Origin of the sequence: Filimonas lacunae (assembly GCF_002355595.1) — a bacterium.
Lineage (GTDB): Bacteria > Bacteroidota > Bacteroidia > Chitinophagales > Chitinophagaceae > Filimonas > Filimonas lacunae.
On the sequence record NZ_AP017422.1, the window covers coordinates 4,133,763 to 4,159,681 of the forward strand.

The 25,919-nt window shown below is 40.4% G+C and carries 25 protein-coding genes and 1 riboswitch; of the genes, 15 read left to right on the top strand and 10 right to left on the bottom strand.

The genetic code is table 11. The annotated features are described in order from the left end of the window. Positions 1-78: 78 nt before the first annotated feature. A riboswitch (cobalamin riboswitch) is annotated at positions 79-265 on the bottom strand. 140 nt (positions 266-405) lie between these two features. Next, positions 406-825, bottom strand: coding sequence for a hypothetical protein (locus tag FLA_RS16360; RefSeq protein ID WP_076377461.1), 420 nt, complete (start codon positions 823-825; stop codon positions 406-408). Positions 826-882: 57 nt separating this feature from the next. Continuing rightward, the gene (locus tag FLA_RS16365; protein ID WP_144263987.1) at positions 883-2,127 is read right to left on the bottom strand and encodes a hypothetical protein; all 1,245 of its coding nucleotides are present in this window, start codon (positions 2,125-2,127) and stop codon (positions 883-885) included. Positions 2,128-2,425: 298 nt separating this feature from the next. Between FLA_RS16365 and FLA_RS16370 the strand changes: the two genes are divergently transcribed. The 4 genes from FLA_RS16370 to FLA_RS16385 all read left to right on the top strand — a co-directional run bounded on the left by FLA_RS16370 (position 2,426) and on the right by FLA_RS16385 (position 4,592). Further along, positions 2,426-2,752: a TM2 domain-containing protein gene (locus FLA_RS16370; protein WP_076377457.1), complete on the top strand. Its 327-nt coding sequence runs from the start codon at positions 2,426-2,428 to the stop codon at positions 2,750-2,752. Further along, entirely contained in the window at positions 2,721-3,035 is a 315-nt protein-coding gene (locus FLA_RS16375; protein ID WP_076377455.1) for a DUF2752 domain-containing protein, read from the top strand. Before FLA_RS16370 ends, FLA_RS16375 begins: the two co-directional genes overlap by 32 nt. 167 nt (positions 3,036-3,202) lie before the next feature. Continuing rightward, positions 3,203-3,952, top strand: coding sequence for an SDR family NAD(P)-dependent oxidoreductase (locus FLA_RS16380; protein ID WP_076377453.1), 750 nt, complete (start codon positions 3,203-3,205; stop codon positions 3,950-3,952). A 58-nt stretch (positions 3,953-4,010) separates the two neighbouring features. Then, positions 4,011-4,592, top strand: a complete 582-nt coding sequence (locus tag FLA_RS16385) for a TetR/AcrR family transcriptional regulator (protein WP_076378409.1) — start codon at positions 4,011-4,013, stop codon at positions 4,590-4,592. Between the two features lie 76 nt (positions 4,593-4,668). Here the strand turns inward: FLA_RS16385 and FLA_RS16390 are convergent, their stop codons facing one another. Next, entirely contained in the window at positions 4,669-5,763 is a 1,095-nt protein-coding gene (locus FLA_RS16390; protein ID WP_076377451.1) for a TlpA family protein disulfide reductase, read from the bottom strand. 94 nt (positions 5,764-5,857) lie between these two features. Next, positions 5,858-6,280, bottom strand: a complete 423-nt coding sequence (locus tag FLA_RS16395; RefSeq protein WP_076377449.1) for a winged helix-turn-helix transcriptional regulator — start codon at positions 6,278-6,280, stop codon at positions 5,858-5,860. Positions 6,281-6,410: 130 nt separating this feature from the next. On the opposite strand from FLA_RS16395, the gene FLA_RS16400 reads away from it, so the two are divergent. The 3 genes from FLA_RS16400 (at position 6,411) to istB (ending at position 10,314) form a co-directional block, all read left to right on the top strand. Further along, the gene (locus FLA_RS16400) at positions 6,411-7,574 is read left to right on the top strand and encodes an alkene reductase (RefSeq protein WP_076377447.1); all 1,164 of its coding nucleotides are present in this window, start codon (positions 6,411-6,413) and stop codon (positions 7,572-7,574) included. Positions 7,575-8,010: 436 nt separating this feature from the next. Next, a complete protein-coding gene (gene istA / locus FLA_RS16405; protein WP_076383021.1) occupies positions 8,011-9,555 on the top strand; it encodes an IS21 family transposase in 1,545 nt (514 codons plus the stop codon). Positions 9,556-9,573: 18 nt separating this feature from the next. Next, positions 9,574-10,314 (top strand): IS21-like element helper ATPase IstB, encoded by a 741-nt coding sequence (gene istB / locus FLA_RS16410; RefSeq protein ID WP_076383023.1) that lies wholly within the window; start codon positions 9,574-9,576, stop codon positions 10,312-10,314. 36 nt (positions 10,315-10,350) lie between these two features. Here the strand turns inward: istB and FLA_RS16415 are convergent, their stop codons facing one another. Then, positions 10,351-10,782, bottom strand: a complete 432-nt coding sequence (locus tag FLA_RS16415) for a carboxymuconolactone decarboxylase family protein (RefSeq protein WP_076381572.1) — start codon at positions 10,780-10,782, stop codon at positions 10,351-10,353. Positions 10,783-10,820: 38 nt separating this feature from the next. Between FLA_RS16415 and FLA_RS16420 the strand changes: the two genes are divergently transcribed. Continuing rightward, complete coding sequence (locus tag FLA_RS16420) at positions 10,821-11,717, top strand: helix-turn-helix domain-containing protein (RefSeq protein ID WP_076381597.1); 897 nt, start codon at positions 10,821-10,823, stop codon at positions 11,715-11,717. 247 nt (positions 11,718-11,964) lie between these two features. On the opposite strand, the gene FLA_RS16425 is transcribed toward FLA_RS16420, so the two are convergent. The 5 genes from FLA_RS16425 to FLA_RS16445 all read right to left on the bottom strand — a co-directional run bounded on the left by FLA_RS16425 (position 11,965) and on the right by FLA_RS16445 (position 21,662). After that, complete coding sequence (locus FLA_RS16425; protein WP_076381571.1) at positions 11,965-13,962, bottom strand: ATP-binding protein; 1,998 nt, start codon at positions 13,960-13,962, stop codon at positions 11,965-11,967. Positions 13,963-13,965: 3 nt separating this feature from the next. Then, positions 13,966-17,523: an Eco57I restriction-modification methylase domain-containing protein gene (locus tag FLA_RS16430; protein ID WP_076381570.1), complete on the bottom strand. Its 3,558-nt coding sequence runs from the start codon at positions 17,521-17,523 to the stop codon at positions 13,966-13,968. Between the two features lie 3 nt (positions 17,524-17,526). Next, complete coding sequence (locus FLA_RS16435) at positions 17,527-20,793, bottom strand: helicase-related protein (protein ID WP_076381569.1); 3,267 nt, start codon at positions 20,791-20,793, stop codon at positions 17,527-17,529. Between the two features lie 4 nt (positions 20,794-20,797). Beyond that, positions 20,798-21,100, bottom strand: a complete 303-nt coding sequence (locus tag FLA_RS16440; protein WP_076381568.1) for a helix-turn-helix domain-containing protein — start codon at positions 21,098-21,100, stop codon at positions 20,798-20,800. A 127-nt stretch (positions 21,101-21,227) separates the two neighbouring features. Further along, complete coding sequence (locus tag FLA_RS16445; protein ID WP_076381567.1) at positions 21,228-21,662, bottom strand: helix-turn-helix transcriptional regulator; 435 nt, start codon at positions 21,660-21,662, stop codon at positions 21,228-21,230. Between the two features lie 259 nt (positions 21,663-21,921). Here FLA_RS16445 and FLA_RS16450 point away from each other — a divergent pair, with 259 nt between their 5' ends. The 7 genes from FLA_RS16450 (at position 21,922) to FLA_RS16480 (ending at position 25,917) form a co-directional block, all read left to right on the top strand. Continuing rightward, complete coding sequence (locus tag FLA_RS16450; protein ID WP_076381566.1) at positions 21,922-22,659, top strand: sensor histidine kinase; 738 nt, start codon at positions 21,922-21,924, stop codon at positions 22,657-22,659. A 31-nt stretch (positions 22,660-22,690) separates the two neighbouring features. Further along, entirely contained in the window at positions 22,691-23,602 is a 912-nt protein-coding gene (locus tag FLA_RS16455) for a HEPN domain-containing protein (RefSeq protein WP_076381565.1), read from the top strand. 37 nt (positions 23,603-23,639) lie between these two features. Next, complete coding sequence (locus FLA_RS16460; protein WP_144264134.1) at positions 23,640-23,981, top strand: hypothetical protein; 342 nt, start codon at positions 23,640-23,642, stop codon at positions 23,979-23,981. Positions 23,982-23,992: 11 nt separating this feature from the next. Beyond that, positions 23,993-24,199, top strand: coding sequence for a hypothetical protein (locus FLA_RS16465; protein WP_076381563.1), 207 nt, complete (start codon positions 23,993-23,995; stop codon positions 24,197-24,199). Positions 24,200-24,255: 56 nt separating this feature from the next. Beyond that, positions 24,256-25,074, top strand: coding sequence for a hypothetical protein (locus FLA_RS16470; RefSeq protein WP_076381562.1), 819 nt, complete (start codon positions 24,256-24,258; stop codon positions 25,072-25,074). A 186-nt stretch (positions 25,075-25,260) separates the two neighbouring features. After that, positions 25,261-25,629: a hypothetical protein gene (locus FLA_RS16475; protein WP_076381561.1), complete on the top strand. Its 369-nt coding sequence runs from the start codon at positions 25,261-25,263 to the stop codon at positions 25,627-25,629. 21 nt (positions 25,630-25,650) lie between these two features. After that, complete coding sequence (locus FLA_RS16480; RefSeq protein ID WP_076381560.1) at positions 25,651-25,917, top strand: hypothetical protein; 267 nt, start codon at positions 25,651-25,653, stop codon at positions 25,915-25,917. Positions 25,918-25,919: the final 2 nt, after the last annotated feature.

Below are 25,919 nucleotides of genomic sequence, written 5' to 3' on the forward strand. Positions count from 1 at the left end.
TTCCTCAACGTTAATTGAACAGAATAATACGGCTGGCACTTCCATCGTCTATCCGACATATACTTCAAATCGCGAAAGCATTGTCTACCCGGAGTGGCAGGTTTCCTGACTTGTAACAGCTCTTCCTCCTTCCCATACGCACCGCATACAGTGAATGTATTGAAAGAGCCTTAGTGGTTACTTACAGTTGCGCGACAGTTCGTGATTGACACACGATTCCCCTCTTACTTTACGGCTGTGTAAAACCAGTTCCGGCTAAATGTATATTTCTAAAGAACGTTCAACGAATATAATGTATCCGCCCCACTTAACTAACAATTGTTAACAACAGGGAATAAAAAAGGTACAGCAGGCTAAACTTCACAGGGCCGGAACTGTACCTTATAAAATGTTTTCAACAACCACTTATTGCTGTGTAAATTGCTTTACTACGATATGGGTTTTGTCGCCCAGTTGCATAGTATCGCCGGTTACCTCTACATGATCACCTGCTTTCAGCTGCTTGTAGCTTTTTTCCAGGTTTCTGATGCTGAATACGCTGGAATACACCACACCTTTATCATTAGTGATAGTAGCCATAAAGCCATCTTTGCCATTAGCCACATCACCCACTACACCTGCCACGGTAAAAGCAGCCTTTTTAGTAGTATCCTGTGCAGCAGCTTCTTCCTGATGCTCGTGTTTCGCTTCGGAATGATCATGTCCGTGCGCTTCCGTTTCTTCTTCTTTCGGAAACTCTTTGTAATCATTTGTTTTGCAAGATGTCATTACCCACATGCCGGCAGCTGCTACGGTCATGAGTACCAATTGTCTTTTACTTTTCATTCGTCTGTTGTTGAGAATTGATTGTATTACGCCGCCAAAACTATGCTTTTGTGTCAATTATTTGAAATATCCTTCCCGCTCCCACTTACGCAAAGTTTCTGCCGGCAAACCACAGGTAAGCAGCAATTTACCCATCTCCCCTTCCTCATTCGGCCCCATGCTCCAATCCACCGCATAGGCAACAAAATCTTTATCTACAGGCACCTTATTCCAAAGCTTGTTCACCGTAAGCAACCTGGCTGCTTTATATATCATTTCATTAGCCGGCAACCACCATTCATCCCCCTCCTGCACCTTGCCCATAAAAGCAGTATATAACCGCTCATAACTGGTGTCGGCCCGAAAATGCTTATCATCACTCACCAGTATAAAAAGTTTTTCAAAACGCAATTCGTCATAAGTATTCAATATATCCACCTTTTCCTTCACCGTAAGCATACTTAAATGGGGATGATAATCATCCACCTCGTGAATGCCTAACTGCAAAATAGACAAAGGCGCATTCCATTTTTTTCTCACCAGCCTCTCCGTTACCGACTGTGCAATTTGTAACGCCAGTTGATCAGACAGTTGTTCTATCGTGGTGTTATCCGGCATTTTCACATACAGCAACTGGCTGGTACCATCCGGGTAAACACTTTTTATTTCATCCAACGCTCCTGTGCCCGTATATTGATATCTTTCTTCATAATATGTGGCTTTAACGCCCGCAAGCGACTCCCAGCAATCAGCCTTTTCTATCCGGTCGTGGCCGTATTGAAAATGCTTTACCATACAAAAGATATCATGTTCCATTTGCTGTAACTTATCAGCCACCTCGCGCCCTGTAAGATTTTCATAGTCCCTGCCCAATTTTTTGCCATTGATATGCAGCGCCTGGTAGGCGGTTTTCCTGCCATTTTCCTGTAGCAATCGTACTATCACTACCGGTTTCCGGTCTCTCATATTGTATTCAACATATTCTACACAGGAATTGCTGCACTTAAAAATGCCTGCATACACTATTTCTCCGCCATTGGCTTCATATTGCATGTAGCAAGGCCTGCCACCGGAATCCAAACCATACTTATAATTCGCATCCGGCTCCCATTTATCCAGCAAAGGCCCCCCAGCCGGCAAAACACCATTCGCATACTTCTCCACATCAAAGCGATCTTCTTTTGCGTACATCCACTTCACCACCTGCTGCTTTTTTTCAAGCAGGTGTGTCCATTTGTCATACACTGCAACATACCGGTTGAACAGGTCGTCTTTTACCAGCTTCACGGGATGAACGCCGGCCAGCTCACCGTTTTTTTGCATAGTAGTTTCAGTAGAATTATTGCATGCCGTTAGCACCGGCAGCAAAAGAAATAATAAGGGAATAAGGTTCTGTTTCACGGCGTCAATTTACTATAATTACTAAACTGTTATTAATAAATATAAAAGCATATATCATAAACGATGTAAATACATTAATCCCTCACGAAGTAAAAAATAACTTATTTTATATTAATGCACTAACGTTTCATTTTTAAAACAGCTTGATTTATAAGGTTTTCCTTTTTACTATATAATAATTTATCCTTATCATGCGCAAAATTTAAAATCCTGAATCATTATGTTTTGTACAAACTGTGGAGCTCAAATTGACGACAAAGCCGTTGTATGCGTTAAATGCGGCGTACCAACCAACCAATTCGCAGCACATGCCAACCCGGCCAGCCCGGCTGCTAATGCGGAAGGGTATGATTGGTTAACTACTTTATTACTTTGCTTTTTCGTAGGCGCATTTGGAGTTCATAGCTTCTACACCAAAAAGACCACTATTGGCATTATCCAGTTATTAACCCTGGGTGGCTGCGGTATCTGGGCTTTAATTGATCTGATTTTGATTGTAGTAGGAACCTTTAAAGATGGCGAAGGCAGATTCCTCGTTAGGAAATAAATTATTGTTTACCGTATGGTTGCTCGTTCCCCTGTTGATTTTTCAAATCAATTATCACAGCGGGAACGGGCACTTTACTGTGTGCCTGTTTAAAAATATTACCGGAAAAGATTGCTATGGCTGTGGTGTTCTCAGAGGTATAAGCGCCTGCCTGCATCTCAATTTCCCGGCCGCTTATCAGCTCAACCGTTTAAATGTGCTTACCATTCCTTTGCTTACCTTCCTGTATTGTAAAGAGCTGTGGTTAACCCGCCCGCCCTTTCTGCGCTCTGCCACCCGATAATATAATACTGTTTTTTATCATTTGCAGTGAAGCCTGTGGCAAAAAGACCCGTCACCTCAAGAACACATTTTCCCCCCGACACACCACAGATCAGACAGGACAAAAAATAAATTAGACCATTTGGTACAATACTATTTATCTTTGTGTACCAAATGGTACAATACAATATGAAAAGACTGGAAAACAAAGTGGCCGTAGTAACGGGCGCATCGAAAGGAATTGGAGCCGGCATTGCGGAAAAGCTGGCTGCAGAAGGCGCGGCAGTAGTAGTAAACTATGCTTCTTCCAAGGAAGATGCAGAAAAGGTAGTAGCTAAAATTATATCTAACGGCGGCAAAGCAATAGCCGTGAAGGGAGATGTATCAAAGGCTGCTGACGTAGATCATCTTTTTGCAGAAGCCTTAGGGCAATATGGCGCCGTTGATATACTGGTGAACAATGCGGGCGTTTATCAGTGGGGTGCATTGGCAGATTTTACAGAAGAATCATACCACTTTCAGTTCAACATCAACGTGCTGGGTGTACTGCTGGCTTCCAAAGCAGCAGTGAAAAGCTTTTCAGAAAAAGGCGGCAGCATCATTAATATCGGCTCAGCCGTATCCAGCGCCACACCGGCGGGTAGTGCTATTTACACCGCTACTAAAAGTGCAGTAGACTCCATCACACGTGTACTTTCAAAAGAATTGGGGCCTAAAAACATTCGTGTAAATTCAGTGAACCCGGGCATGGTGGTAACAGAAGGCGCTACGTCTGCCGGCTTTATAGGAAGTGAAATAGAAACAGCTATGGTGAGTAATACGCCGCTTCGCAGGGTGGGTCAGCCGGAAGACATTGCACTGGCAACCGCATTTCTGGCATCAGACGACGCCAGGTGGGTTACAGGCGAGGTGATACTGGCCAGTGGCGGATTACGGTAATCAGATATTATTTTAAATGAATAGCTTTGCTGGCAACAGACAAAGCTATTGTTATTATATGCGATCAAAAGATTTTGACGAGACGGAAGTATTAAAAAAAGCCATTACCATCTTTTGGAAGAACGGCTATAATGGCACGTCCCTGCACGACCTGATTGATGGGTTAGGCATAGCACGGTCCAGCATTTATCACGCTTTTGGCGATAAGCATGGCCTGTATATAAAAGCACTGGAGCTATACCAGCAGGAAGGCACCCGCCGTATACTGGCAGTGCTGGATAATACAACCTCTGTAAAAGAAGGAATAAAAGCGTTGCTGGACCTGGTGATTGGCGATGTGGTAGCCAGAGGGCGGCCTAAAGGATGTTTTAAAGTGAATGCAGAGGTAGAAGTGGCTTCGCAGGATAAACCATCCCATAAATTACTCTGCGAAGACAACCGGGTAATTGAAGATGCTTTATATGCATATATTCAAAAAGGGCAGCACAATGGTGACATCAATCCTTCTAAAGATGCAAGAGCCCTTGCACGCTTCCTGTGTAATACCATAACCGGCATGCGGGTATATGCCAAGGTTACCAATGATAAACAGTTTTTTGAAGACATTGCAGCCACAGCTTTGTCGTTGTTTGATAACTAAGGCGTATCAGGTATTGACTGAGGACCGATACCTGATACGACATTAGTATATCCTAACTTAAACTGATATTCACCTACTACTTTGCCGCACGATATTGCTCCAATGCCTTACGGTACTTTTTAATAGTTTCAGATTTTACTTTGGGCGTTTGTTCTGCCGCTGCAATAGCTTTCTTTTCTGCATCTATAGCCTTGTCATGCTGGTTAGCCTGTGCATACAAGCCTGCTATCTCATCATAGGTAGCTGGAATATCCATACTCCAGGGATAATGAACAATCTGGGCATCCAAAGCTTCTGCACCCAGTGCATAAGCGGCTGCATTCAGGCTTATCTTTTTGAAATTAGCCCACATCACCCCATCAGACACCGTTTTCCAATCCGGGAAATCGCTGTTTTCCCATAACTCCCTGGCAAAAACAACCGCCTGATTCACATCCGTATTCAACAAGGAGAAGAAAAGAAAGTGCCCGGTAGAGTGCCGGTATTTCAACCCTGGCTCCTGTTTCAAAATACTGTCCAGCACCACCATCGCTTCTTTATAATTTCGGCTTACCATCAATGGATTCAATCGGTCAATCACCGACATATCCACCTTATCTAACCGCAGCGACTCTTCTCTATCCATCCGGGCCTTGTTCACATCCCAATTACCGGCTGCTATTTTAGCCAATGGAGCATCTATCGAAGCCGGGTGCCCTATCCAGGCAATCTGCCCGGCCTGGTTCACTACCATGGCAAACGGTATACCTCGCTGGCCTACGGCTGCCAGCCAATGATTGGCCATATAAGCTGTAGTATCATCTGCCCCTACCGTATAATGCATTTCCTGCCCTTTCTGTCCCTTCATAAACCGTTGTAAGGAGTCAGCTCCTACATCACTTCTTTCCCGCACATTCACACCTATCACATTCACCTTTTTACCTGCATAAGTATGGGCCACTTCCGATAAATGCGGAATATTAGCCAGGCATGGCCCGCACCAGGTGGCCCAAAACTCCACTACGGTTACTTCCCCTGCCGTAAATGTTTCCTTCAATGGAGTCCCTTTTAGCCAGGTAGCTATTTGTAAAGGCGGCGCGGGATCTCCTATTTGCAGCAACGGCTTACCAGACTGGGCAAACAAATGACTGACAGCCAATAAGCATAACAGGAATAGGTTTTTCTTTATCATATTTTATTTATTATAGTAATGCCATAATAAATAAAGACGCTAAGTATCTCTTCCGGGACGAGCAGGTGGCTTCTTTTTTTTAAAAGGAAAATGGTTATCCTATTTTACGATCTGCAGCCATTTGCCGGTAGATCTTGCATGCGGATTTTGATGTTTCATTAATCTTAGGATCTTGTGTAATAACAGTTTCTAAATGGCTGCGGTTAGCATCGCCCCATTGGTTCATGGCATCAATAACAGGCATCAACGACCAGCCCACCTCTGTAAGTGAATACTCTACTTTAGGCGGCAGTTGAGGGTAGGTTTTCTTCTCTACTAAGCCATGCCCCTCCAATTCCCTGAGTTGCACGTTCAATACCCTGCGGGTGGCGCCAGGCAATAAACGAAGCATTTCGCTTGGACGCTTTATATCCATTGAGATAGCATTAAGCAAGGCAGGCTTCCATTTACCGCTCAACACTTCCCTGGTCAGGTGCAGGCCGCAATCTATAGTGAGGGGAGTCTTTCTTTCGTACATACACTGTCCACTTTACTCAAAAATAGACATTGCATCTCAATTCATATAGGGGATAAATTTACCCCTATACCATTAAATTTTCCCGTATTGTGCTACAGTGACATATGCCCGAGGTTTGCAAAAAAAAGCAATGAAAAAGACAACACAGCCTTTATTAGAGGAATACCAGCTAGGCGATTTGACATTGAAAAACCGGGTGGTGATGGCATCACTTACGCGTGGACGCGCTACCAACGCAGGCATTGTACCTACGGCATTGATGGCCCAATATTATGCACAACGCGCATCTGCAGGTTTAATTTTGAGTGAAGGCACCTGGTTGAGTCCAAGGGCTATCGGTTTTATTAATGTGCCTGGCATCTTTACCAGGGAACAGATAGAAGGATGGAAACTGGTGACCAAAGCGGTACACGATAAAGGCGGATTGATCTTCTCCCAGTTAGGACATATCGGCTCCGCATCTCACCCGGATTTCTTTGATGGAGAACTGCCTGCCGGACCTTCCGCCATCAATCCGCAAACTCATTCCTATACTCCGGAAGGCTTTAAAGCTACACTAACGCCCCGTGAGCTGACTGTTGCTGAGATAAAAGAAACTATACAGGATTACAGGCAGGCTGCTAAAAATGCCAGGGAAGCAGGGTTTGATGGCGTTGAGATACATGCGCAAGCGGGTATGTTCATTCCTCAATTTCTAAGCCTGGCCACTAATCAGCGCAAAGATGAGTATGGTGGCAGTATTGAAAACCGTGCACGCATTGTATTTGAGATTCTGGACGCCATCATAGAAGTGTGGCACAGCACACGCATAGCCATAAAGTTCACGCCGGTTGCACTTAGCCATGTAGGCATCGTAATACCAGATGTTGAAACTATCCCTATGTTCCAGTACATCCTTAAAAAATTGAATGATTATCATCTCGCTTACCTACACATTACTGGCCCGGCAGAAGATTTAACCGGTACGCCGGTAGAGGCGTTGCAGAACAACTACTTTAGTCATTTCCGTCATCACTACAACGGCAGGCTGATGGCCAACCTGGGCTTTACGCAGGAAAGCGGCAATGCCATTTTGCAGGAAGGCACAGCCGACCTGGTATCTTTTGGCACACCATTCATCGCTAACCCTGATCTGGCAGAGCGGTTTAAATATCATTTACCATTATCAGAAAGCAACCGGGATACCTATTATAGCGGGGGCGAAAATGGATATACCGATTATCCTGCTGCAGTGTATGATGAGACTATCGCACAATTGGACAAAGCGGATGCTGAACAGCGACTTGATTGTTAGCAGCTATAAAAAGATAAAAGAAAGGTGGTCGCGAACCACCTTTCTTTCTATGGGGAAATGGCCTCCATCTTATTTAAAAGCATTATACGGTACTACAAAACAGTACATGCTACTTCTTTTTTGCGTCCAGTACCTTATCCAACGTTAACCTTGCTATATCTCCCTGACTTTTACTTATGCTATGATCAATGATTGTAGATTCTGAATTATGTTAACCCATCGTTCTGTTTTCATGCTGACCCACCATTCTGGATGTTGACCCACCCGTTTAGAAGGTTTTTCTGGGATTCGTTTTTTAGCGATTCTGGAATGTTGACCCACCCCCAACCGTAATTCTGGTTACGAAACACCATTGTCATTCTGGCATGTTGACCCACCCGACAGCAGGAAATAATAGTAGGCGCTTTTTATAGTCATTTGCTCCAAAAACAGGAGCATGGCACAAAAGCCCATAGCAATGGAACAATTAAAACAGATTATTCAGCTTCAAAAGGATGGTGTCGGTATACGTGAGATAGCCCGGCGTATAGGCATCAGCCGTAATAGTGTGCGTAAATACATTGCTTTGCTTGCTGCAGATACTCCTGTTGAAGAATCCGATAATAAAACGCTTGCTGACAGAGCCTATGGAAACGATAGCGTGGTTCATGATGCAAACCGCCTGCAACAACTGATTACTCATTTTCAATATGCCCAGGTTGAATTGAATAAAACCGGTGTGACACGGCAATTGCTCTGGCAGGAATACATGGTTCAACATCCAGACGGCTATGTGTACAGCCATTATTGCCACCACCTCAATCAATACCTTAAAAACAGGGACTTATCAATGCACCTGGAATACCAGGTAGCCGATATGATTATGATCGACTTTGCAGGTAAAAAGCAGTCTTATATAGACCTATCTACCGGCGAGCTTGTTCCATGCCAGGTCTTTGTGGCTATCCTGCCTTTTAGCGGTCTTATTTTTTGCCTGGCGGTACATAGCCAGCAAACCGCAGACTTTACCACCTGTATCAATGCTATGTTGATGTTTTATACCGGTGTGCCCGCCACCATTCTTTGCGATAACCTGAAAACTGCCGTAACCCATCCCAGCCGGTATGAACCTGTTTTTACAGATATATGCCATCAGCTCAGTGAGCATTATAACACCACCTTTAGTGCAACCCGCCCGTATAGCCCCAGAGATAAAGCGATGGCAGAACGTGCTGTTAATATAGTATATACTCATGTGTATGCTCCTTTAAGAAACCGGGAGTTCACCAGCCTGCAGGCGCTAAATGTAGCCATGCAGGAACAGCTGCTCCTGCTCAATAACAAGCCTTACAAGAATACACCTTATAGCCGCTGGTATTACTTTGAACAGCAGGAACGCAGCGCCCTTAAACCATTACCCACCGAACCCTTTAGCCCTAAAAAGGTGGTTACTCTTACGGTTCAACGCAACTACCATATACAGCTCTCAGAAGATCATCATTATTACAGCGTACCCTATGTGCATGTAGGCAAAAAGGTAAAAGTATTGTATGATCACCGGACGGTAGAAGTATACCTGGATCATCAGCGTATAGCCCTGCATATACGCAAAAGCCACCAAAAGTCGTATACAACACTGGCTGAGCATATGCCTCCCCATCATCAGCAGATGCAACAGATTAAAGGCTGGAATCGGGAAGACCTACTGGCCCAGGCAACCCGTATAGGTCCCTCTACATACCAGGCGGCAGCACTTATGCTGGAAAATAGCATTTACATAGAGCAGAATTACAAAGCCTGTTTTGGCATGCTGATGCTCTCGAAAAAATACGGATCCGGACGGCTGGAAGCTGCCTGCGCCCGCATACTACAAGGCACCCGTGTTAACTACACCATGATCAGGAATGTTCTGGAACGTGCCCTTGACAAACAGTTGCCATTAGAAGAAGCACCACCGCCACTAACCCATGATAACATAAGAGGTAAAGAGCATTATCAATAATTACATAAACTAAAAAAAATGAACACAACGCAAACGCTTCAGCAAATGCAACAACTGCGACTGCCAGGTATGTACCAGGCTTACCGTTCCCAGCTGGAACTATCTATGGATCAGCAACTGGATGGTCATGAACTAATAGCCCACCTGCTTCAATCTGAAGAACAAAACCGTTCTAATGAAAAAACAGCTCTTTGCCTTAAGCTCGCAAAGCTCCGGCTACCAGTGACCATAGAACAAGTGGAATGTAGTCAGGCCAGAAACATCACTAAACAACAACTGGCTATGCTGGCAGAAGGCAGATACCTCTTACAGGGAGAAAACATACTGATTACGGGTGCAACCGGCTGCGGAAAAAGTCATCTGGCGTGCGCTCTGGGACACCAGGCGTGCCTGCATGGTTATAAAACTATTTACCTGAACATGAACCGGCTTGCGGAGAAGATAACCCTGGCCAGACTGGATGGCTCTTATATTAAACTTTTAAATCAACTGGAACGCCAATCCCTGATTATCCTGGATGACTTTGGCCTGGCACCGATGACGCAGGATATGCGTCTTACCTTACTACAGTTACTGGAAGACCGGTATGGGAAAAAGAGTGTTATTGTGACCTCACAATTACCAGTTGCAAAATGGCATGAATACTTAAACGATCCCACCTTAGCTGATGCCACGCTTGACAGGCTGACAGCCAATGCTCACCGGGTGGAACTCAAAGGTGAATCTCTCCGAAGAAAAAAAGAGAAAGCTAATCAATAACACTTTGTATTTTTAACCTGCATCAAGCTCTTACTCTTATTGCCTGCTTCGCAGGTGGGTGAACATCCCAGAACACTGGGTCAACATCATCAGAATATACACAATGATAGCAAAAGCCTCTGATAACTGAGGTCCGGTTAACCCGGTATTGATTGCCAGGCCAATATGAGCCTGTAGCTGCAGAACAACACCACTCATGCTGGCTAATGCAGAAACCGTCACCAGCTCCCGCTGCTGATAAGTCAGTACGTCACGGCTAAAAATATCCGCGAACAAATGTTCTTTCAAAAAAGTATCAATGGCAGGAGCAAACGCATTAGCACCAGCGGGAGCTTTCTCTTCTATATTTGTCAATACCTGCAAAGTCTTCTTGCCAGTTTGGTATTTATTGGAATCGTTTACCGGCGATGCAGCTTTACCTTCTATATCCTGTATTCCTTTTGCTTTACGGTCTTCTATAACAGCCATAAATGTTATTATACCATTCAAACTGCGGTGGAATGGTTATGGAAAAAATACTAAGGATAGATACGGTTAGCGAGCATGATAAATTCTATCACCAGGAGAATCTGCATCCTCTGGTAAGCGTGATAGATTTTACAGGAACAGCGCCGGAGGTATACGCCTCCAAAATGAACTTTGGATTTTATGCCGTTTATCTGAAAGATGTGCAATGCGGTGATATGAAATATGGCCGCCACACCTACGACTATCAGGACAGAACCTTGGTTTTTGTTGCTCCGGGCCAGGTTATTCATGTGGATATAAACGAAGAATACAAGCCATCCGGCTTTGCATTGTTGTTTCATCCAGACCTTATTCGGGGAACACCACTTGGCAAAAACATCGACAACTATACCTTCTTCTCCTACGAATCACGCGAAGCCTTGCATTTATCAGAAAAGGAAAGGAAGATGGTGCTGGATTGCTTTGAAAAGATCAAATACGAATTAGAACAAGGAACAGACAAGCATAGCAAAACACTAATAGCAGCAAACATTGAATTATTTCTTAATTACTGTATTCGCTTTTACGACCGACAGTTTATTACCCGCAACGAAGCCAACTTAAACAGCCTTGAAAAATTCGAGAAGCTATTAAAAAACTACTTTCATTCAGACAAACCTCAAACTGTTGGATTACCAGCAGTATCTTATTTTGCGGAACAGTTACATCTCTCTCCCAATTACTTTGGCGATATGGTGAAAAAAGAAACGGGTAAAACTCCGTTCGAGTACATTCATTTGAAGATTGTAGATATGGCCAAAGAACGGCTTCTTGATACCAGCAGATCCATTAGTGAAATAGCTTATGATCTCGGTTTTAAATACCCCCATCATTTTACCAGGGCCTTCAAAAAAAGCACAGGTTATACACCGAATGAATACAGAGGTTTGAATTAAAGGACACGGATAAAAACAAAAAAGCCTTGTAATCAATGATTACAAGGCTTTTAAATGGTGCCCAGAACAGGAATACTATCTGTCTGGTTCTTAATATCTTACAGTCGCGGGATGTCAAATTGGTGACACTGTTTTTTAGACAGTTAAAAAGTGTGCCTATTCGTCACTCTTTTTAACTCTTCTTCACCTGTCATTATAAAGATAGGGATAAAAATGTAGTTTACTAATATGTAATTGAACTTTATACTTATATTACAGCCCCCGATTTATTAATGATTTCTCTTAATGACCAAATGCCATTAGTTAAGATTGTATTGTCTAAAAACATATCATCAGTAATTCCTAAGGGTACCATTGCCATATCTGTAAGAGTGCCTTTAATCTGGTCTAATCGATGCTCTATTGGTTTTCCAGGTTTTGCAGCAATACTTCTTCGAAAATCCCAAAATGCGGTCCCATTGTATTGCCACGATATAATCCGACATCTTGGAAATACGGTTGTTGTATTCCCTAATAAGCCATCTGTGCGAAAATCCGTGAGCAATTCAAAATCGATGGAATAATTATGTGCTATATCAGGATGCTTGTACTGCATAGTCATTCCTTTAGACAGCAAAATCATAGTTGTTGGGATTGGACAAGTATTTTCTATATCATTTATTAGTTTAATGGCCTTCTCGAGCTCAAGCTTGTATACCGGTGTAGACAAATCATGATGAGCCTGTGGGTTTAACAACATTAGCTTCGTCTGTTCAAAACTTTTTATAATATTATCTGAAATTTTATGTCCTAAACTCTGATATCGTTCTAAAAGTCTTTCCCACAAAAACTGCAGGTTGTTGGGCTTACCGTCGATTACTCGCGTTATTTCCTCTTGAATTCGATCATAAACTATCTTTTCCAAAGATTTTCTGATATACAAAGCACTTGCAGTATAATCATGCGCTTCGAAATATCTTTTGGCTTTGTCATAATACCCAAACTCTCCCGGAATTATCACTGGATACGGTACTCCTGCTGGATCAATTCCTCTATACATTTCACTAATTTTCCAATCACTTAAATTGGATTTTTGTTTGATGAACAACTTTACAAATTCAAAAAAAACTTTATCATGTGTTAATATCAACAGCTGGTGTGTGCTCAGATAATCGTCAAATATAAGCGCCAGTACCTTTTCTCTGTTGCTCATATCAAGGCTGATCAGCAAATCGTCTAGTACTAGAATCTTTAACTTGGGATTTCCTGTTTCAAGCGATTTCTTTAAAACCGCTAACCGTAAAGCTAACCCAATGGCTGTAAGTTTGGCCTCGTTCAAAAATGAATGTGGCCTATAAACGACATCTCTTTCTCCTTCGTATTCCGGTATACTGAGTTTAATATAAAATTTAGGACGTATGAATTTTTGCTCAGACAAAGTAAATGATTCTCTACTCAATCTTTTTCCTTTGTATACTGGTTCCTCTTCTAGCTCAAGCTTAAAGGTTAAATCATAGCCCAACTGGTCTTTCAAAATTGGATTTCCTTCTGTATTGATAAAAGTTATTAGTGTGTTTAAATCAGTTTTAAATCTATCAACCAAATTTTTGTATTCCGTATATTGGATTTCGCCTCTTTTAGGATATCTCGTATGGCCTGTTCGATTAGGTACATTTTTTTGCGGTCCATTTTTTACAAACTCCCAGATTTCGGTTGCACTGTCTGTTGTCAATGAAATAATCGCATTTGTTACATCATTATGCCAATATGTTGCCGGTGTGAACTTGACATAAGGCAACACTGCGTATTCAAAGAAACCAAACACGTCAATTTCATCGGAATGTGCAAAATTGTATAAACTTAATAGATTTCGATAATTTATGAAATCAGACGCATAATTGCTCTCCTTAGCATTTTGATTTGTATTGATTGTAGTGTCAGTAAATGAAACGTTAAACTCTGTTCCATCCTTAAGCTTTATTTTTACATAAGAATCTACCCAATTGGGTGTGCCATGTTTTAAATGTATATTTATCAATCTTTCTTTCTCAAGTTCATCATGGCTGAAATACTTCTTAATTTGTTCAATATTTTCTTTGTTTGAGCATTCAAGTAAAGTATAAAGAGCCCAATAGATAGAACTTTTACCACTCCCATTTTCACCAAATAATAGCCAATGTTTCCCTTCGAGCTTTATTGGTTCGTTCAGCTTAGGAAAGAATTTGAAATTCTGTATGTATATATCCTCAATAAAAGAAGCAGCCATAGCTTAATGTGTTGTACTATTAATTCCACGTATGTAATTACTATTAATATTGGCAGAAATGATTCTGTTTCGAATTGGGTTGTCTCGTTCCTGAAGCCATTTATATATTCTTCCTACTGTCTGGGCATTTTCCAACGGATTTTTTGTAAGCGGTGGAAATGTATCTTCTGTGATAAACTGTAAAACATCTACTTCTAGTTCTTTCATATGTTCTTCGAAATAAAGCTCGTAAATCATCATGTTCAATGTATCTTCAAAAACCTGTGCTATGTTTTCATTTTCGGTATAGGAATTTACAGCAGGAGTAGTTGTATCATTCAAAAAAAGCATATAGTCAGAAGCTACCTCAATTTTTTTAGAATTACTATTAATGAATGCTATCGGTAATTGCTCAATTTTATATTTTTTCCATCTGTTAGTACCCATTCCTGATGTAGTTGTAATTTGATTAAAATACCATGACGCTAGCCTTGAGTTTAGAATAGATAAAAGATACTTTAAGTTATCTCCTGTCATAAAGAATAATGTTGCTTCAGGGTACATACCTTTATCATCATAAGCAAACTTTGGTTTATCAGATAGCTCTCCCCATACTAACTTAGGCTTTTCGAACTCTGTATAATATGCAACGTTGTCTTGTATTTCGTACCATTTATATGGTCCTGGTTTCCTCCCTACCTTGTCTCCCGGTTGTCGCGGCTTTAATCGGTCATATGATTTGTATAGATGATCTCTAATTTCCGGAAATTCATCGATATTAATGCCCCTTCTTGTGAAAATAATATACTGTTCTTCAAATTTATAGCTATAGCTTTTAACATTTCTACCCCTGATAATAGGTTTAATTATTTTTGCATTATCAGGATTAAGTTCAATCAATTCGTCATAAGTTTTCTTGTCGATTATAAAAGCTTCATTAAGGCCCGTTTTTATTCCAAAATTAATTGTCATATTTAGGTCCTTCAATAAGATGGATTTTTTTTCTATTTCATTTTTTGTATCATATTCTTTCCTTGAGAGGATAATCCATCCTTCGTCGCTTAAATCACTTAGTTCAATTGAATTAGAGCTATAGTAGTTTACAATTGAATCACCTGAAGAATAATCGGATCGAAATACTACGGCTTTCAATTTTTGTTCCCAATGTCCCTTTTTAAATAGCAGAATATTAGTCTCAACTGTTGCTGAATGGAATATTTTTGTATCCTCAAAATTTAAAAGTTTTAGAGGATTTGTATATTGGGTAAGGTATTTTCGCAATAGGCTACCATATTGAGTTTTTAACCATGAGTTTGAAGTTATATATGCTAATACCCCATTGTTCTTAAGCAAATTATTACCTTGTTCATAAAAGAGGCAGTACAAGTCACCAGTTCGAGTGAATGTTAAGTATCCGGCATGCTCTAACTCGTTTGCCTCCTTAATCATTTTTTGAAGTTGTATGTAAGGTGGATTTCCAATTACAATGTCAAATCCTCCATTATCAAATACATCCTTAAAGAATACATGCCATAAGAAATAAGGTTTTTCTTCTGTATTTTGTATATCGTGAAGTCGAGCCCTTTTAACTGAAAACGATACTAGATCTTGCTTAAGGTCTTTTAGTTTAGCTCTAGCCTTATTGTTTAATTTTTCCTCATCACCTGCTTCTTCTATTACTCGGCTGAGTTGTGCTTCCCTTAGCTCAAGATTATAGTCTATATGTTTGTGAACTTTCTGATTAATTTCGTGTTTCAAATCTGCTTTTTCGGCGGGCTCCTTTTCGTTGAAATACTGTTTCATTAATTGTTGTATTTCCTTTATCGTTCCAGTTTGTGCAAATGTTATCTTCATTTGGCTTTCCAATATATTGCCAAATAAATCTTTTTCAGCTTCATAAACGGTTAAGTTTTTTTTACTACTTCCAATTAAACTTAAGTCGATATCTTCGAATCTTTCCAATAGACTATTTCCTTGCATTATTTTATAGTCTAAATTTGGGAGCGGTTGGGGTACTTCTTCATCTACCACCAATGCCAACCAGAAGCGTAACCTGGCTATCTCTACAGCACCATGCTCTAGATCTACTCCATATATACTTCCTTCTATTATTTTTTTCTTGGCTTGGACAGGATCAAAAGGAGTAACAGGGTTAAGGTAAGGGTAGATGTGGATCTTGGCTTTGTATATCTCTTGCAAAATACCAATAGGAAATGCTCCTGATCCAATAGCAGGATCACAAACTTTTACCTGATCTAATAAATTGTTAATTTTTATTGCATTTGCCCTGTCACGCAGATATTCAGAGATATATTGCTTTCTGATAAATTGCTCTATCTCAGCTTCTTTCGGCATATAAACTCTTAAATACTCAATCAGACTTTCTTGACACATGTAGTTGACAATCTCTTTAGGAGTATAAAATGCTCCCTTCTCCCTATTTTCTTCAAGTAAGTTTTCAAAAATATGGCCTAGCATTTCTGGGTCAATGCCAATCTCTTGCTCGTCCGGACTATTTTCGTCAATAGTAAAATTGTATTGTTCAAAAAACTCCAATAAATCCTTGAAGTAAACCGCTGGAAAATCTATATGATCTGTATTAGGCTGGTCGTTGTCAAACAGACCACCGTTAAGATAAGGAACCCTGCTATTAGTTATTGGAAAAATATTATTAGGCCTATCCGGTTGATTTAATGTATTGAAAAATAGTTTACTTAGACATTTACTATAGAAGTGATCTTGCTCGTTGAATTGTTTAAATAAGTCGTGTAGGAAACTAGGATTACCATCCTTCCAAATTTCTTTATTTTTTTTAGATGTTGACAAAACTGGGCAGCCCATCCATCCTTTCTTTTGTAGAAAATGAAGGAAAACGATTCGTCCCAATAACTTTTTCGAAAAATCTCTAAGCGGCTTTCTTTGCTCATCCTGAGTTTTTTCAGGGGATGTGTCTATAAGTAATTTTTTGTAAGCTGGAGTATCATCAATAAATCGCCAAAATCTTTCGTAATGCTCTTTATATTTTTTAAAAAACTCTTTAGTTAATGCCTCAACCGAAAAAGCCTGAATTATTGAGTCAATACTTATTACCGGCTTTTTTGCAGCAATTTCTAAAAGACGTTTAGCAGCAGTGCTACCACTTTGATTTTCTCCTAGTAGATAAGTGTAACGTCTTTTTTGAGTTTCCCCCTTTTTAAATTCTCCTGTTTTTAAATCAATTTCACTCCACTTCGCTATAAATGTTAAACGATAAAGTGCTTGATTGCGAGAATGATAAAAAACTAATGCTCCATGTGTGATATTCTGATCTATATATTTTACGGCAATTTCTCTCAATCCCTGGCGATTACGTTCAATATTGATATGGTCGTTTACCTCAACTTCGAAAATCGAAATGAACTTATCCTGATCAAGCCTAATACGTCCAACTTGTTTCCCTGAAATAACGTTTTTATCCTCTCGGAAAGGATTGCTGGGTGTCGAAAAATATTCTACATTACCAAAAACGAAATCTAAAATAGGCTTCCAAACGGTAACACTACCCCCATTTTTGAATATATCTTTTATTTGTCGCTCGTTCATTGTTTATACAGTAAAACTTTCGGTGATAATTATATCTGGATTCAAATTTTTGATTAAAATAGATGGAGCCACTTCTGGAATTATATCTTCTTGGGTTCTTTCCAAAGGATATGATCTTAGAATACCCATCACCTGTTCTAGAAGAAGTACAGGATTAAGAGGTGTTTTTTTTACAGCTTTTTGCAATTTGTTTAAATCCCGCTGAAGGTTTTGAAACTTCCCTTTTCGTATTGCTTCTTTAGCTTCAAGAATCAACTCTTTTTCGAAAGAATTAGCAAAAGAAAGATTTAAAAATGCATCTAAATAAGCTAAAGCTTTTTTTTCATTTGGACCCTGTGTAATATCTACTTTTTTATCCCGCGCTTTCTCCTCTTCTATGGTATTAGAAAAATGTTCAACAGCTTTTTGAACTTGCTTATGGTGAAGACTATGCAGATTGAAAGCCATTTCATCTCGTTTTGCCTCAAATTGCTTTGCTGTTTCAAGAAAAGTCAGTTCCTCAATTTCGTTATTGGATTTTACATATAGAAAAGAATCTCTGCGAGAATCGCGAATAAACGAAATCGTACTATCTCGAATTATTTTGCTTTTCCTTCCTACCCTTGCTCTTAAAGGCATATTCTTTACCTTCTTGAAAATTTCCGGCTCTTTTTCTCTTAGCTCTCTGAGCAACATGAGGTAAATTAGCTTTTCATCACGATCTTCCTCTATTGCATGATCAAAAATTCCAAAAGTTTGTGTTTCTTCATCAGGTGAGTATATTTGACTATCTTCTCCTAAGGCAGCATGAAAAGCCTGTAATTTCATGATGGCTTTCTTCTCCAATTCAATATCACTATTAACCTTAGTAGTAGGAAAGAAATTGAAAATATGAATTTCACTGGCTTTTGATCCAATCCTATTTACCCTCCCGATACGTTGCATTAATCGTGTTGAGTTCCAGGGAGTGTCGTAGTTAATAATGATATTGGCTCTATGCAAATTCACACCTTCTGCTAGCACCTCAGTGGACAATATAATGTCGTAATCGTTTTTCTGTTCCATTAATGGATAGTTAGCGTCGAAATTGGCTCTTATCACAGGCATACGTTCTTTTCTTGACTTACTATCTACTGTAATAACCCTTTTATCAATTTCAGCTTTAAGCTTTAATTCTAAATAAGCTGTAGTCTCTTTACTTTCTGAGAATACGACAAGCTTTTGCTCTTTATTTATTTTTTTATTAAATAGCTTTTCTTTTAGATAAATTACAAACTGAGCTAACTTAGGATCTTCATCAACTCCCCTCCAATCCATATTTAACTCCATTAAGATAGCATAGTCTCTCTTAAGGCCAACGATAAACTCTGGTTCAAAATCATCGGGTTCGCATATTTCAATAGTAGGATCTTCTAGAGATTTATTAAGCAGCAAGTCTAATAACTCTTCCTCTTTACCCTCATTAATATAATCCGATACGGGAAGATTAGGCGCTATATAAATCTTACCATTATCGAACATCCTCACCATCGCTTTTGTCGCATTTAGAAATCGCTCCAATGATTGTTTGAATGCATGAAAACTGCTATCGATTCTTTTTACCAGAAGGGTTTTCATAATTTTAGCCAACTGGGATGAGATCATATCTGCCTTCTGGTATTTATTCTTTCTGTGCGGCTTTAAGAAGCCTATGGCTCTATACCTGTTATAGGTCAATCCGTCTGTGGGATGACTTAAGCAACGAATTGTTTTATCATACAGCAAATCTAGTCGTGGCTCTAGTTCATAAAATATTTTTTCCGGTTTTTGAACATGTGGAAAGCTAATACCTTGATCGATTAAATCTTGAGCATATTGTTTATGAATAGTTAAGTCAGTCCTTGTTCTCCTTACAGTAAGAGGTTCTATTATTTTTATCCTAATTTTATCATATATATGTTTTACACCTTCTTTTACTTTTTCTAAATTCTTTTCATCCCTTAACTTTCTATATGCATCGATTTGCTGTCGAAAAAACTGCTGAAGGTTTCCTACTTCAAGAGTAGAGTTCTTGCTGTCCTGAAATAGGTATACTTGATTAGCAATGTCTTCGGGTCTGTTATTAAGAGGGGTTGCAGAAACTAAAATAATTCTTTTTAGTTCACGACTGCCGTCTGGTAAAATCTTTTTAGTTCGTGACTTGCAGATTTTCTGCAAATCATTATACATTCCAGAAGTATCAGACCTAAATTTGTGTGCTTCATCAACTATAACTAGATCGTATTTATCTGGGTTATTAATTCTATGTAAACTTCCATTAGTGATGATCTCAACATTATCTAAGTGAAACTTATCTATTGTCTCTACCCAATTTTCTTTCAGCGCAGGAGGTACTATTATTAATGTTCTTGAGCGGTAGGTTGGGAATCCGTTTGAATAGAAGTATTTCTTCGCAATCAATGTAGATACAATAGTTTTTCCTAATCCAACAACATCAGCTAAGAAGAATCCATTATGCTTTATCATTTTCGAATACCCATCATTTACTGCATCAATTTGATAGGTCAATCTCTTAAAGCCTTTTGGTAAATCTGTTATAGAATTCGGATCAAAATCTATGCTTTTACCAAAATATTCTACAAGGAACTTTAAATATACTTCATAAGGTGTAAAAGTAGCATTAAGGAAGGTCTCCTTTGTTAACCTTTCAATGTATTCTTCCGCTACAGGCGTTGATTCCTTCCACAGTTTTTCGAAGGTCTCCTTTGCAAATTCAATATCGGAATTGTCTCTAAGTTCAACATTGAATTCGAAATTATGGCTGAGTCCAGCTTCAGTTAAGTTACTGGATCCTGTGATAACAGCGCCGTACCCATGACTATGTTTTTCTTTTTCTCGGAAAATATAAATTTTAGCATGGATATTTTGTTTAGGGTGTATTCTTATTAGAACTTTTTTAGTTACGATATCGTGTATTAATTGTGTCATTCCTCGTTCTACATCTTGATCATATTCAGCAGTTTGAATATTTTTTTTGATTTGATTGAAGAAGTCTTCTTGTGCACGTTCTATGTCGCCATCAAACAATAATCCTTGTTGATAGGCTTGGTGAATCATCTTATCAATATTAATCCCCACCAATATTCTTATCTCATCACTTTTTTCTATAAATTTCCTGATTCGGAAATATCCTGATGCATGAAAATAACCAACCAGCGCATCAAAAAAGTAGATATTTCGATATTTGAATATGCCTTCAATTTTATTTAGAAGCGTATTTTCATTTTCGTTAGTGAAAAACTTTGTCGACATCTTATTACTTCATTTCCTTTGCAGGTATTTTAATATATTTTTCAGCCATCTTTAGCCCTTCAGGTAAATATTCCATTTCCCCAAAATCTTTATTTATTTTATCAGCAATAAACCTAGCTTGAATATCCTTAAGGTTTATTTGTAAAATTTCGGAAAGAGGTTTTAAATACTCAGGTAACGCTGAACGTTCATTCCTTTCTATTTTACTGAGTGTCGAAGTATCTATATCAAGATAAGCTGCAACTTTTCGAAGCGGTAACCGCTTTGCATCCCGATATAGCCGAATATAACTACCAAAGGATTCCATTTGACAAAATATTTTGGACAATTGTGTCAAAATTAGGAAATATATTTCTCATTGTCAAGGTGTTTATTATATAAACAAAAAGCCACCTATTTCGGTAGGTGACTTATAATATCATATCAATCCCGCGTTATTTCTTCTTTTCTCCCAAAAGCTTTTCTAGTAAGATAATCTTGTCTCGTTCACTTTTCAATAAAGCTTCGTATAATTTTTTATTTTCCTCTATAGCCTCTATGTACTTATCCATAGGATTAAACGTACAGTTAAAATAATCGCGGCCAAAGTGAGTAGAGTTTGCAGTAGCCCCTTCATAATTATGCTGAATATTATAAATAGCCGCCTCCTCATTAAAGTTCTTAATCGCATCTACCGGCACCTTTAGCGTCTTTGCAATCAACTCCAACTGTTCCGGTTCAATGGTTTCTTTGGTTTCTAATAAAGAAACACTCTGCTGGCTGATATTGAGGGCATCAGCCAATACATCCTGTTTAACATGCAAGATTTCTCTAAGGCGTTTTACCGCGCGTCCTTGGTGTACTTTTTCAGGCATACTGGTAATTGTCATAGTCACAAAGATATTGAAAACTAATAATTTGGTATCCTACTTCATCCGGGCTGGTTAGATACCAAGGGTTATTCCCGGTTAACTATTCGGTAAAATACAACTAATTTTTGTTAACGCACAGGCTTGCTTAGTGGGGTACGGTTCCCGGGGATGGTAATTTACCACACGAATCAGGTATCAAACAGCCGCCAGTAGTGCAATACTCTACCGGAGCTATTATGGACAACCATCTCCCTTAACACCATTAAACTAGCCAGTTATGCCAATCTCATTTGAAAACAACACTATTGCCACATTTTCCACGGCTGCGCCAGCCCCGAAAAGTGCCCCCCAGACTATAGAACTGTTCCTCGGTATATTTGCCCATGAACTACGCACACAGGTAGCCGGCACTGTCCAGGTTTGCCGGTATATCCGCGAAGGCAGCAAGTCGGAAGCCTTCTTTCAGGCGCTGGAAACGACAACCCTTGATACCCTACATATATTGGACAATATGCTTGCTACCGTAAAATTCCATAACGGTAAACTGGATATTACACCTGCCTACTGCCAGATTGATTTCCGGTCATGGATAACACCGGTCATTCGCCAACAGGAAAGGACTGCGGCCCTGCAACAAAAGGATGTTTGCCTGATACTGAATCCCTCGCTGGAAAATATACAGGTTACCACAGACCCTGTAAAGCTGGGGCAGATACTGCAAAATCTGCTCTCCAATGCCCTTAAATACAGCCATCCCGGCACTGTTATTACCGTAAAATGTAGCTTGGAAAGTAACATAATCACTCTACAGGTTATCAATCAGGGCATGGAAATCCCACCGGATAAAGCCTCCCGTTTATTTATGCCATACGAGAGATTAGACAATGGTCTGGCTGGCACCGGGCTAGGGCTATTTCTCAGCGCGCAGTATGCACAGGCTTTGGGCGGTGTTCTTGCTGTACAAAGCGAGCGGGGAAATACCGTTTTTACGTTAACCCTTCCCGTTTATCGCTAAACCGTCATCTAAACAACCTAAAAAAGTATCTATGCGTGCACATTTACCCCATCTTTCCAAACAGCAGGTCATACAACTGGCAAAGCTGATAGAGAAAATCCTACTTGTTCTGCAACCGGAACTGATCTGGTGCTTAGGCACCCGTACTACCATTATGCAGGATTGGAGTTGCTTCTGGCCGGGTGAAGGTTACCGGGAAACGATATTCCCAACAACGTTCGACTTGATGATCCTAACCACAGATATAGAAAAACGGCCGGAATACGAGCTTATCCAGCTAATAGAACAGCAAGCGGCATCATTACCCTGTGAAATCACCTGTATGGTGCAGAAATATGCCGCATTTATGGATGGCTTGTCTTTCGGTTACCGTTTTGACACTACCGTTTACCGTAAAGCCGTACCTGTTTACAGCAGCGGAAGGCCATTTCCAGCAGAACTGCCCGTTGAACCAGCGAAAGAAGAGATTAAAACACGGATTACCACCCAGTGGAACCGGTGTTTTACGACTGCCCAACGGTTTTTCAAGACAGCCACTGATTGCCAACAGGAGAACTGGCTGGAGCAAGCAGTATTTAACCTGCATCAGGCAGCACAACATACCTGCATGGCCATATTAAGAGGAATCACCGGATACCGGTCAACTACCCATAACCTATCCCGCTTATTGGCCCTGATTGACAACTTTAGCATGGAGCCATCTGCTATTTTTCCCCGATTGACAAGGGAAGAAACGGAACTATTCAACCTGTTAAACAAAGCCTATTCGGATGCCCGCTATAAAGAAGATTATACTGTACCTGCTGAAAAGGCTGCTATCCTCATAGACAGGATAAAGGAATTAATGTCCGTAGCCGAATCCCTTTACCAGACAAAGCTGCAAGAACTGGATAGGCAACCAATTATATTCCCTATAACAACTACACATGATACGACAGCCTAACCGCCCATACGGAAATCCCGATAGATCAGGGCCAAACATGACAATAGAAGTATTCCTGCCAGCAACATTCCAAATGGCTTGTAAGCAACTGGGAGTGGATGAGCAGGAAGCTATCCAGTTCTGGATAGATCATATCCTGATTGTCTCCTATGTATTAAACGAGGAAGAAGATATTTACTCTTTAGCCACATCGGTGTTTGCTGCCTATACGCATACAATCCACATCAAGGCGATCCCGGATAAGGTTAAAAGAGAAATATGTATATACTATACTCAAAAGACAATCGCGCTGATAAGCGAGGCAGTTCATACAAAAAGCTGTACAGCCCTGATCAAGGAATGGTATCAGCAACTGGACAAACACAATAACCGGCAATAAATATTAACCATATGAAAAAGCAACTTACCCTGCGCCACACGCACGACAGCTATATTCTTACGGAAATTACCCAATGTACCTTGCAGGCACTGGTTCAGTTTTACGTTAACCACGTATCGGTAAACGATTTTCTGCATACCAATGATCCTGCAATCGTAAAAGCCACAAAGGTGTTCTTGTCCTTCACAAAAGAGGAAGAGAGAAACACGCCGGGATAAGCTACCCGGCAAATAAGGGAGGAGGAATTATTACCAGTTTTTATTATATTAGTAGCATGCCTACGAAAGAAACTCCCTTAAACCCACCCCGCAACCATGTAGCCCCTCTACTGCTACAAAAATTCCAGCATGACTATGAGGCAATAATGGAGCACTACACCTTATTGCAACAACTGGAAATTACCGAACACCTGCTGAGCCTTGTACATTTGGCCCGGCAGGAGAGTGCTCATAGCGATCAATTCTGGCATCAGTACAAAGCAAAGGATTTAGCGTTACTCAAACGCTATGGCAAAACCCTTAAGCCTTACGTGAGCAAGAGCTTTCACGCCTATTTTCACTACGATACCGTGCTGGCGCAGAAAGAAATTTATTCCAGTGAGGTATTCAATAGCTTTCCGGGAGCTGAACAATCCTTATCAGCAGATGAAATCAGTCAATTTCTCCAACTTTGTCAAAACGTGCTGGACCGGGCCATTCATTTTCTTTACCTGCAAAAAGAGCCGGAGGGGCTTGACGTAGAAACTATAACTGCACCTGCTACAGAAGAACCGGATAAAGAGGCAACCCGCTACCGGCAATTGCTCACCTTATATTACCTGCTCAAAGCAGGGTTCCAGACAGAACACCGGGATAATGGCAATATCAGTGATGTAGTAAGACTGGCGCACCTGCTGACAGGAGTAAAGTTTACCAGCCTGCAAAATTCAGACATCTATAAGAAATACGCTAAAATACCCGATCACAAAGCAGGCGCACAGTTGTTGGCAGACCTTCAATATATTCGCCCTTACTTCACAGATCTTCACCTGGACAGTGCTGTTGCCCTTATTGATGAAGATATTCGGCAGCATGCTAAAGGGATCAGGAAATAACAACTATTGCTTACCGCTAATACAAACAGTTTATCGTTAAACGGTATCCTCAATTGAAGCCTACTAACTATTTTTAAAACATAGGTATCCCTATAGGGGGATACCAGCCCTCTTTCTATTCTCATCTTTGCATACAGAACGGTAAACGTAAAAAATTAACTCCGTTTACCGGTAAACCCAACCTGTATGTCAACAACAACACCTGACTCAAAACAAGTACCACCTGATCCAGCAGCGGCAAGGGAGAAAGCCCTCAGAACGCCTATAGCTCCGCAGGACCTGTTAAACCGCCTATCTGGTATATTACCCACAGAAAAGGAGGGATTACAACCATGGTATAAGTTATTGACTCATCCGCTGATCGTTATAGCGGGCCTCTGCCTGCTGGCTTATTGGTTATATACACAAAAGCACCCGTCACCGCAAGCCCAGGACCCTGAAAAAGCAAGACTGAAAAAACAGGAGAAGAAGTGGAAGAAGCGGAATCAACAAGACCAACACAAAGCTATTAGCGATAACCATAATACTGCAACCGGTCTCTCGCTGATGGATTAAGAACTTAAAAAACACATCACCATGCAAAGTGCTAACAAACCGGCTACAACCAGTTCACACACTATTCCCATTGATGTTTTACTGGACATCATCCGCATCCTGTTCAATAACCGTCTACACTGGCAGGTAGAAGGCATCAATGAGCAGGAAAGCACCCTGCTGGTACAAATCACCCACCAACAGGGTAACCCTAAACACCAGAAAGCCTTACAAAACATCATTGGCATATTGGGTGATTACAATTATTACGTTAAAGGCACTCCACAGGATGAAGCCATCGACTATTAACA

What these genes read in the sequence shown, in the direction of transcription:
- FLA_RS16360 (WP_076377461.1), bottom strand. Translation starts at nt 825, where the DNA reads ATGAAAAGTAAAAGACAATTGGTACTCATGACCGTAGCAGCTGCCGGC.
- FLA_RS16365 (WP_144263987.1), bottom strand. Translation starts at nt 2,127, where the DNA reads ATGCAAAAAAACGGTGAGCTGGCCGGCGTTCATCCCGTGAAGCTGGTA.
- FLA_RS16370 (WP_076377457.1), top strand. Translation starts at nt 2,426, where the DNA reads ATGTTTTGTACAAACTGTGGAGCTCAAATTGACGACAAAGCCGTTGTA.
- FLA_RS16375 (WP_076377455.1), top strand. Translation starts at nt 2,721, where the DNA reads ATGGCGAAGGCAGATTCCTCGTTAGGAAATAAATTATTGTTTACCGTA.
- FLA_RS16380 (WP_076377453.1), top strand. Translation starts at nt 3,203, where the DNA reads ATGAAAAGACTGGAAAACAAAGTGGCCGTAGTAACGGGCGCATCGAAA.
- FLA_RS16385 (WP_076378409.1), top strand. Translation starts at nt 4,011, where the DNA reads ATGCGATCAAAAGATTTTGACGAGACGGAAGTATTAAAAAAAGCCATT.
- FLA_RS16390 (WP_076377451.1), bottom strand. Translation starts at nt 5,763, where the DNA reads ATGATAAAGAAAAACCTATTCCTGTTATGCTTATTGGCTGTCAGTCAT.
- FLA_RS16395 (WP_076377449.1), bottom strand. Translation starts at nt 6,280, where the DNA reads ATGTACGAAAGAAAGACTCCCCTCACTATAGATTGCGGCCTGCACCTG.
- FLA_RS16400 (WP_076377447.1), top strand. Translation starts at nt 6,411, where the DNA reads ATGAAAAAGACAACACAGCCTTTATTAGAGGAATACCAGCTAGGCGAT.
- istA (WP_076383021.1), top strand. Translation starts at nt 8,011, where the DNA reads ATGGCACAAAAGCCCATAGCAATGGAACAATTAAAACAGATTATTCAG.
- istB (WP_076383023.1), top strand. Translation starts at nt 9,574, where the DNA reads ATGAACACAACGCAAACGCTTCAGCAAATGCAACAACTGCGACTGCCA.
- FLA_RS16415 (WP_076381572.1), bottom strand. Translation starts at nt 10,782, where the DNA reads ATGGCTGTTATAGAAGACCGTAAAGCAAAAGGAATACAGGATATAGAA.
- FLA_RS16420 (WP_076381597.1), top strand. Translation starts at nt 10,821, where the DNA reads ATGGAAAAAATACTAAGGATAGATACGGTTAGCGAGCATGATAAATTC.
- FLA_RS16425 (WP_076381571.1), bottom strand. Translation starts at nt 13,962, where the DNA reads ATGGCTGCTTCTTTTATTGAGGATATATACATACAGAATTTCAAATTC.
- FLA_RS16430 (WP_076381570.1), bottom strand. Translation starts at nt 17,523, where the DNA reads ATGAACGAGCGACAAATAAAAGATATATTCAAAAATGGGGGTAGTGTT.
- FLA_RS16435 (WP_076381569.1), bottom strand. Translation starts at nt 20,793, where the DNA reads ATGTCGACAAAGTTTTTCACTAACGAAAATGAAAATACGCTTCTAAAT.
- FLA_RS16440 (WP_076381568.1), bottom strand. Translation starts at nt 21,100, where the DNA reads ATGGAATCCTTTGGTAGTTATATTCGGCTATATCGGGATGCAAAGCGG.
- FLA_RS16445 (WP_076381567.1), bottom strand. Translation starts at nt 21,662, where the DNA reads ATGACAATTACCAGTATGCCTGAAAAAGTACACCAAGGACGCGCGGTA.
- FLA_RS16450 (WP_076381566.1), top strand. Translation starts at nt 21,922, where the DNA reads ATGCCAATCTCATTTGAAAACAACACTATTGCCACATTTTCCACGGCT.
- FLA_RS16455 (WP_076381565.1), top strand. Translation starts at nt 22,691, where the DNA reads ATGCGTGCACATTTACCCCATCTTTCCAAACAGCAGGTCATACAACTG.
- FLA_RS16460 (WP_144264134.1), top strand. Translation starts at nt 23,640, where the DNA reads ATGACAATAGAAGTATTCCTGCCAGCAACATTCCAAATGGCTTGTAAG.
- FLA_RS16465 (WP_076381563.1), top strand. Translation starts at nt 23,993, where the DNA reads ATGAAAAAGCAACTTACCCTGCGCCACACGCACGACAGCTATATTCTT.
- FLA_RS16470 (WP_076381562.1), top strand. Translation starts at nt 24,256, where the DNA reads ATGCCTACGAAAGAAACTCCCTTAAACCCACCCCGCAACCATGTAGCC.
- FLA_RS16475 (WP_076381561.1), top strand. Translation starts at nt 25,261, where the DNA reads ATGTCAACAACAACACCTGACTCAAAACAAGTACCACCTGATCCAGCA.
- FLA_RS16480 (WP_076381560.1), top strand. Translation starts at nt 25,651, where the DNA reads ATGCAAAGTGCTAACAAACCGGCTACAACCAGTTCACACACTATTCCC.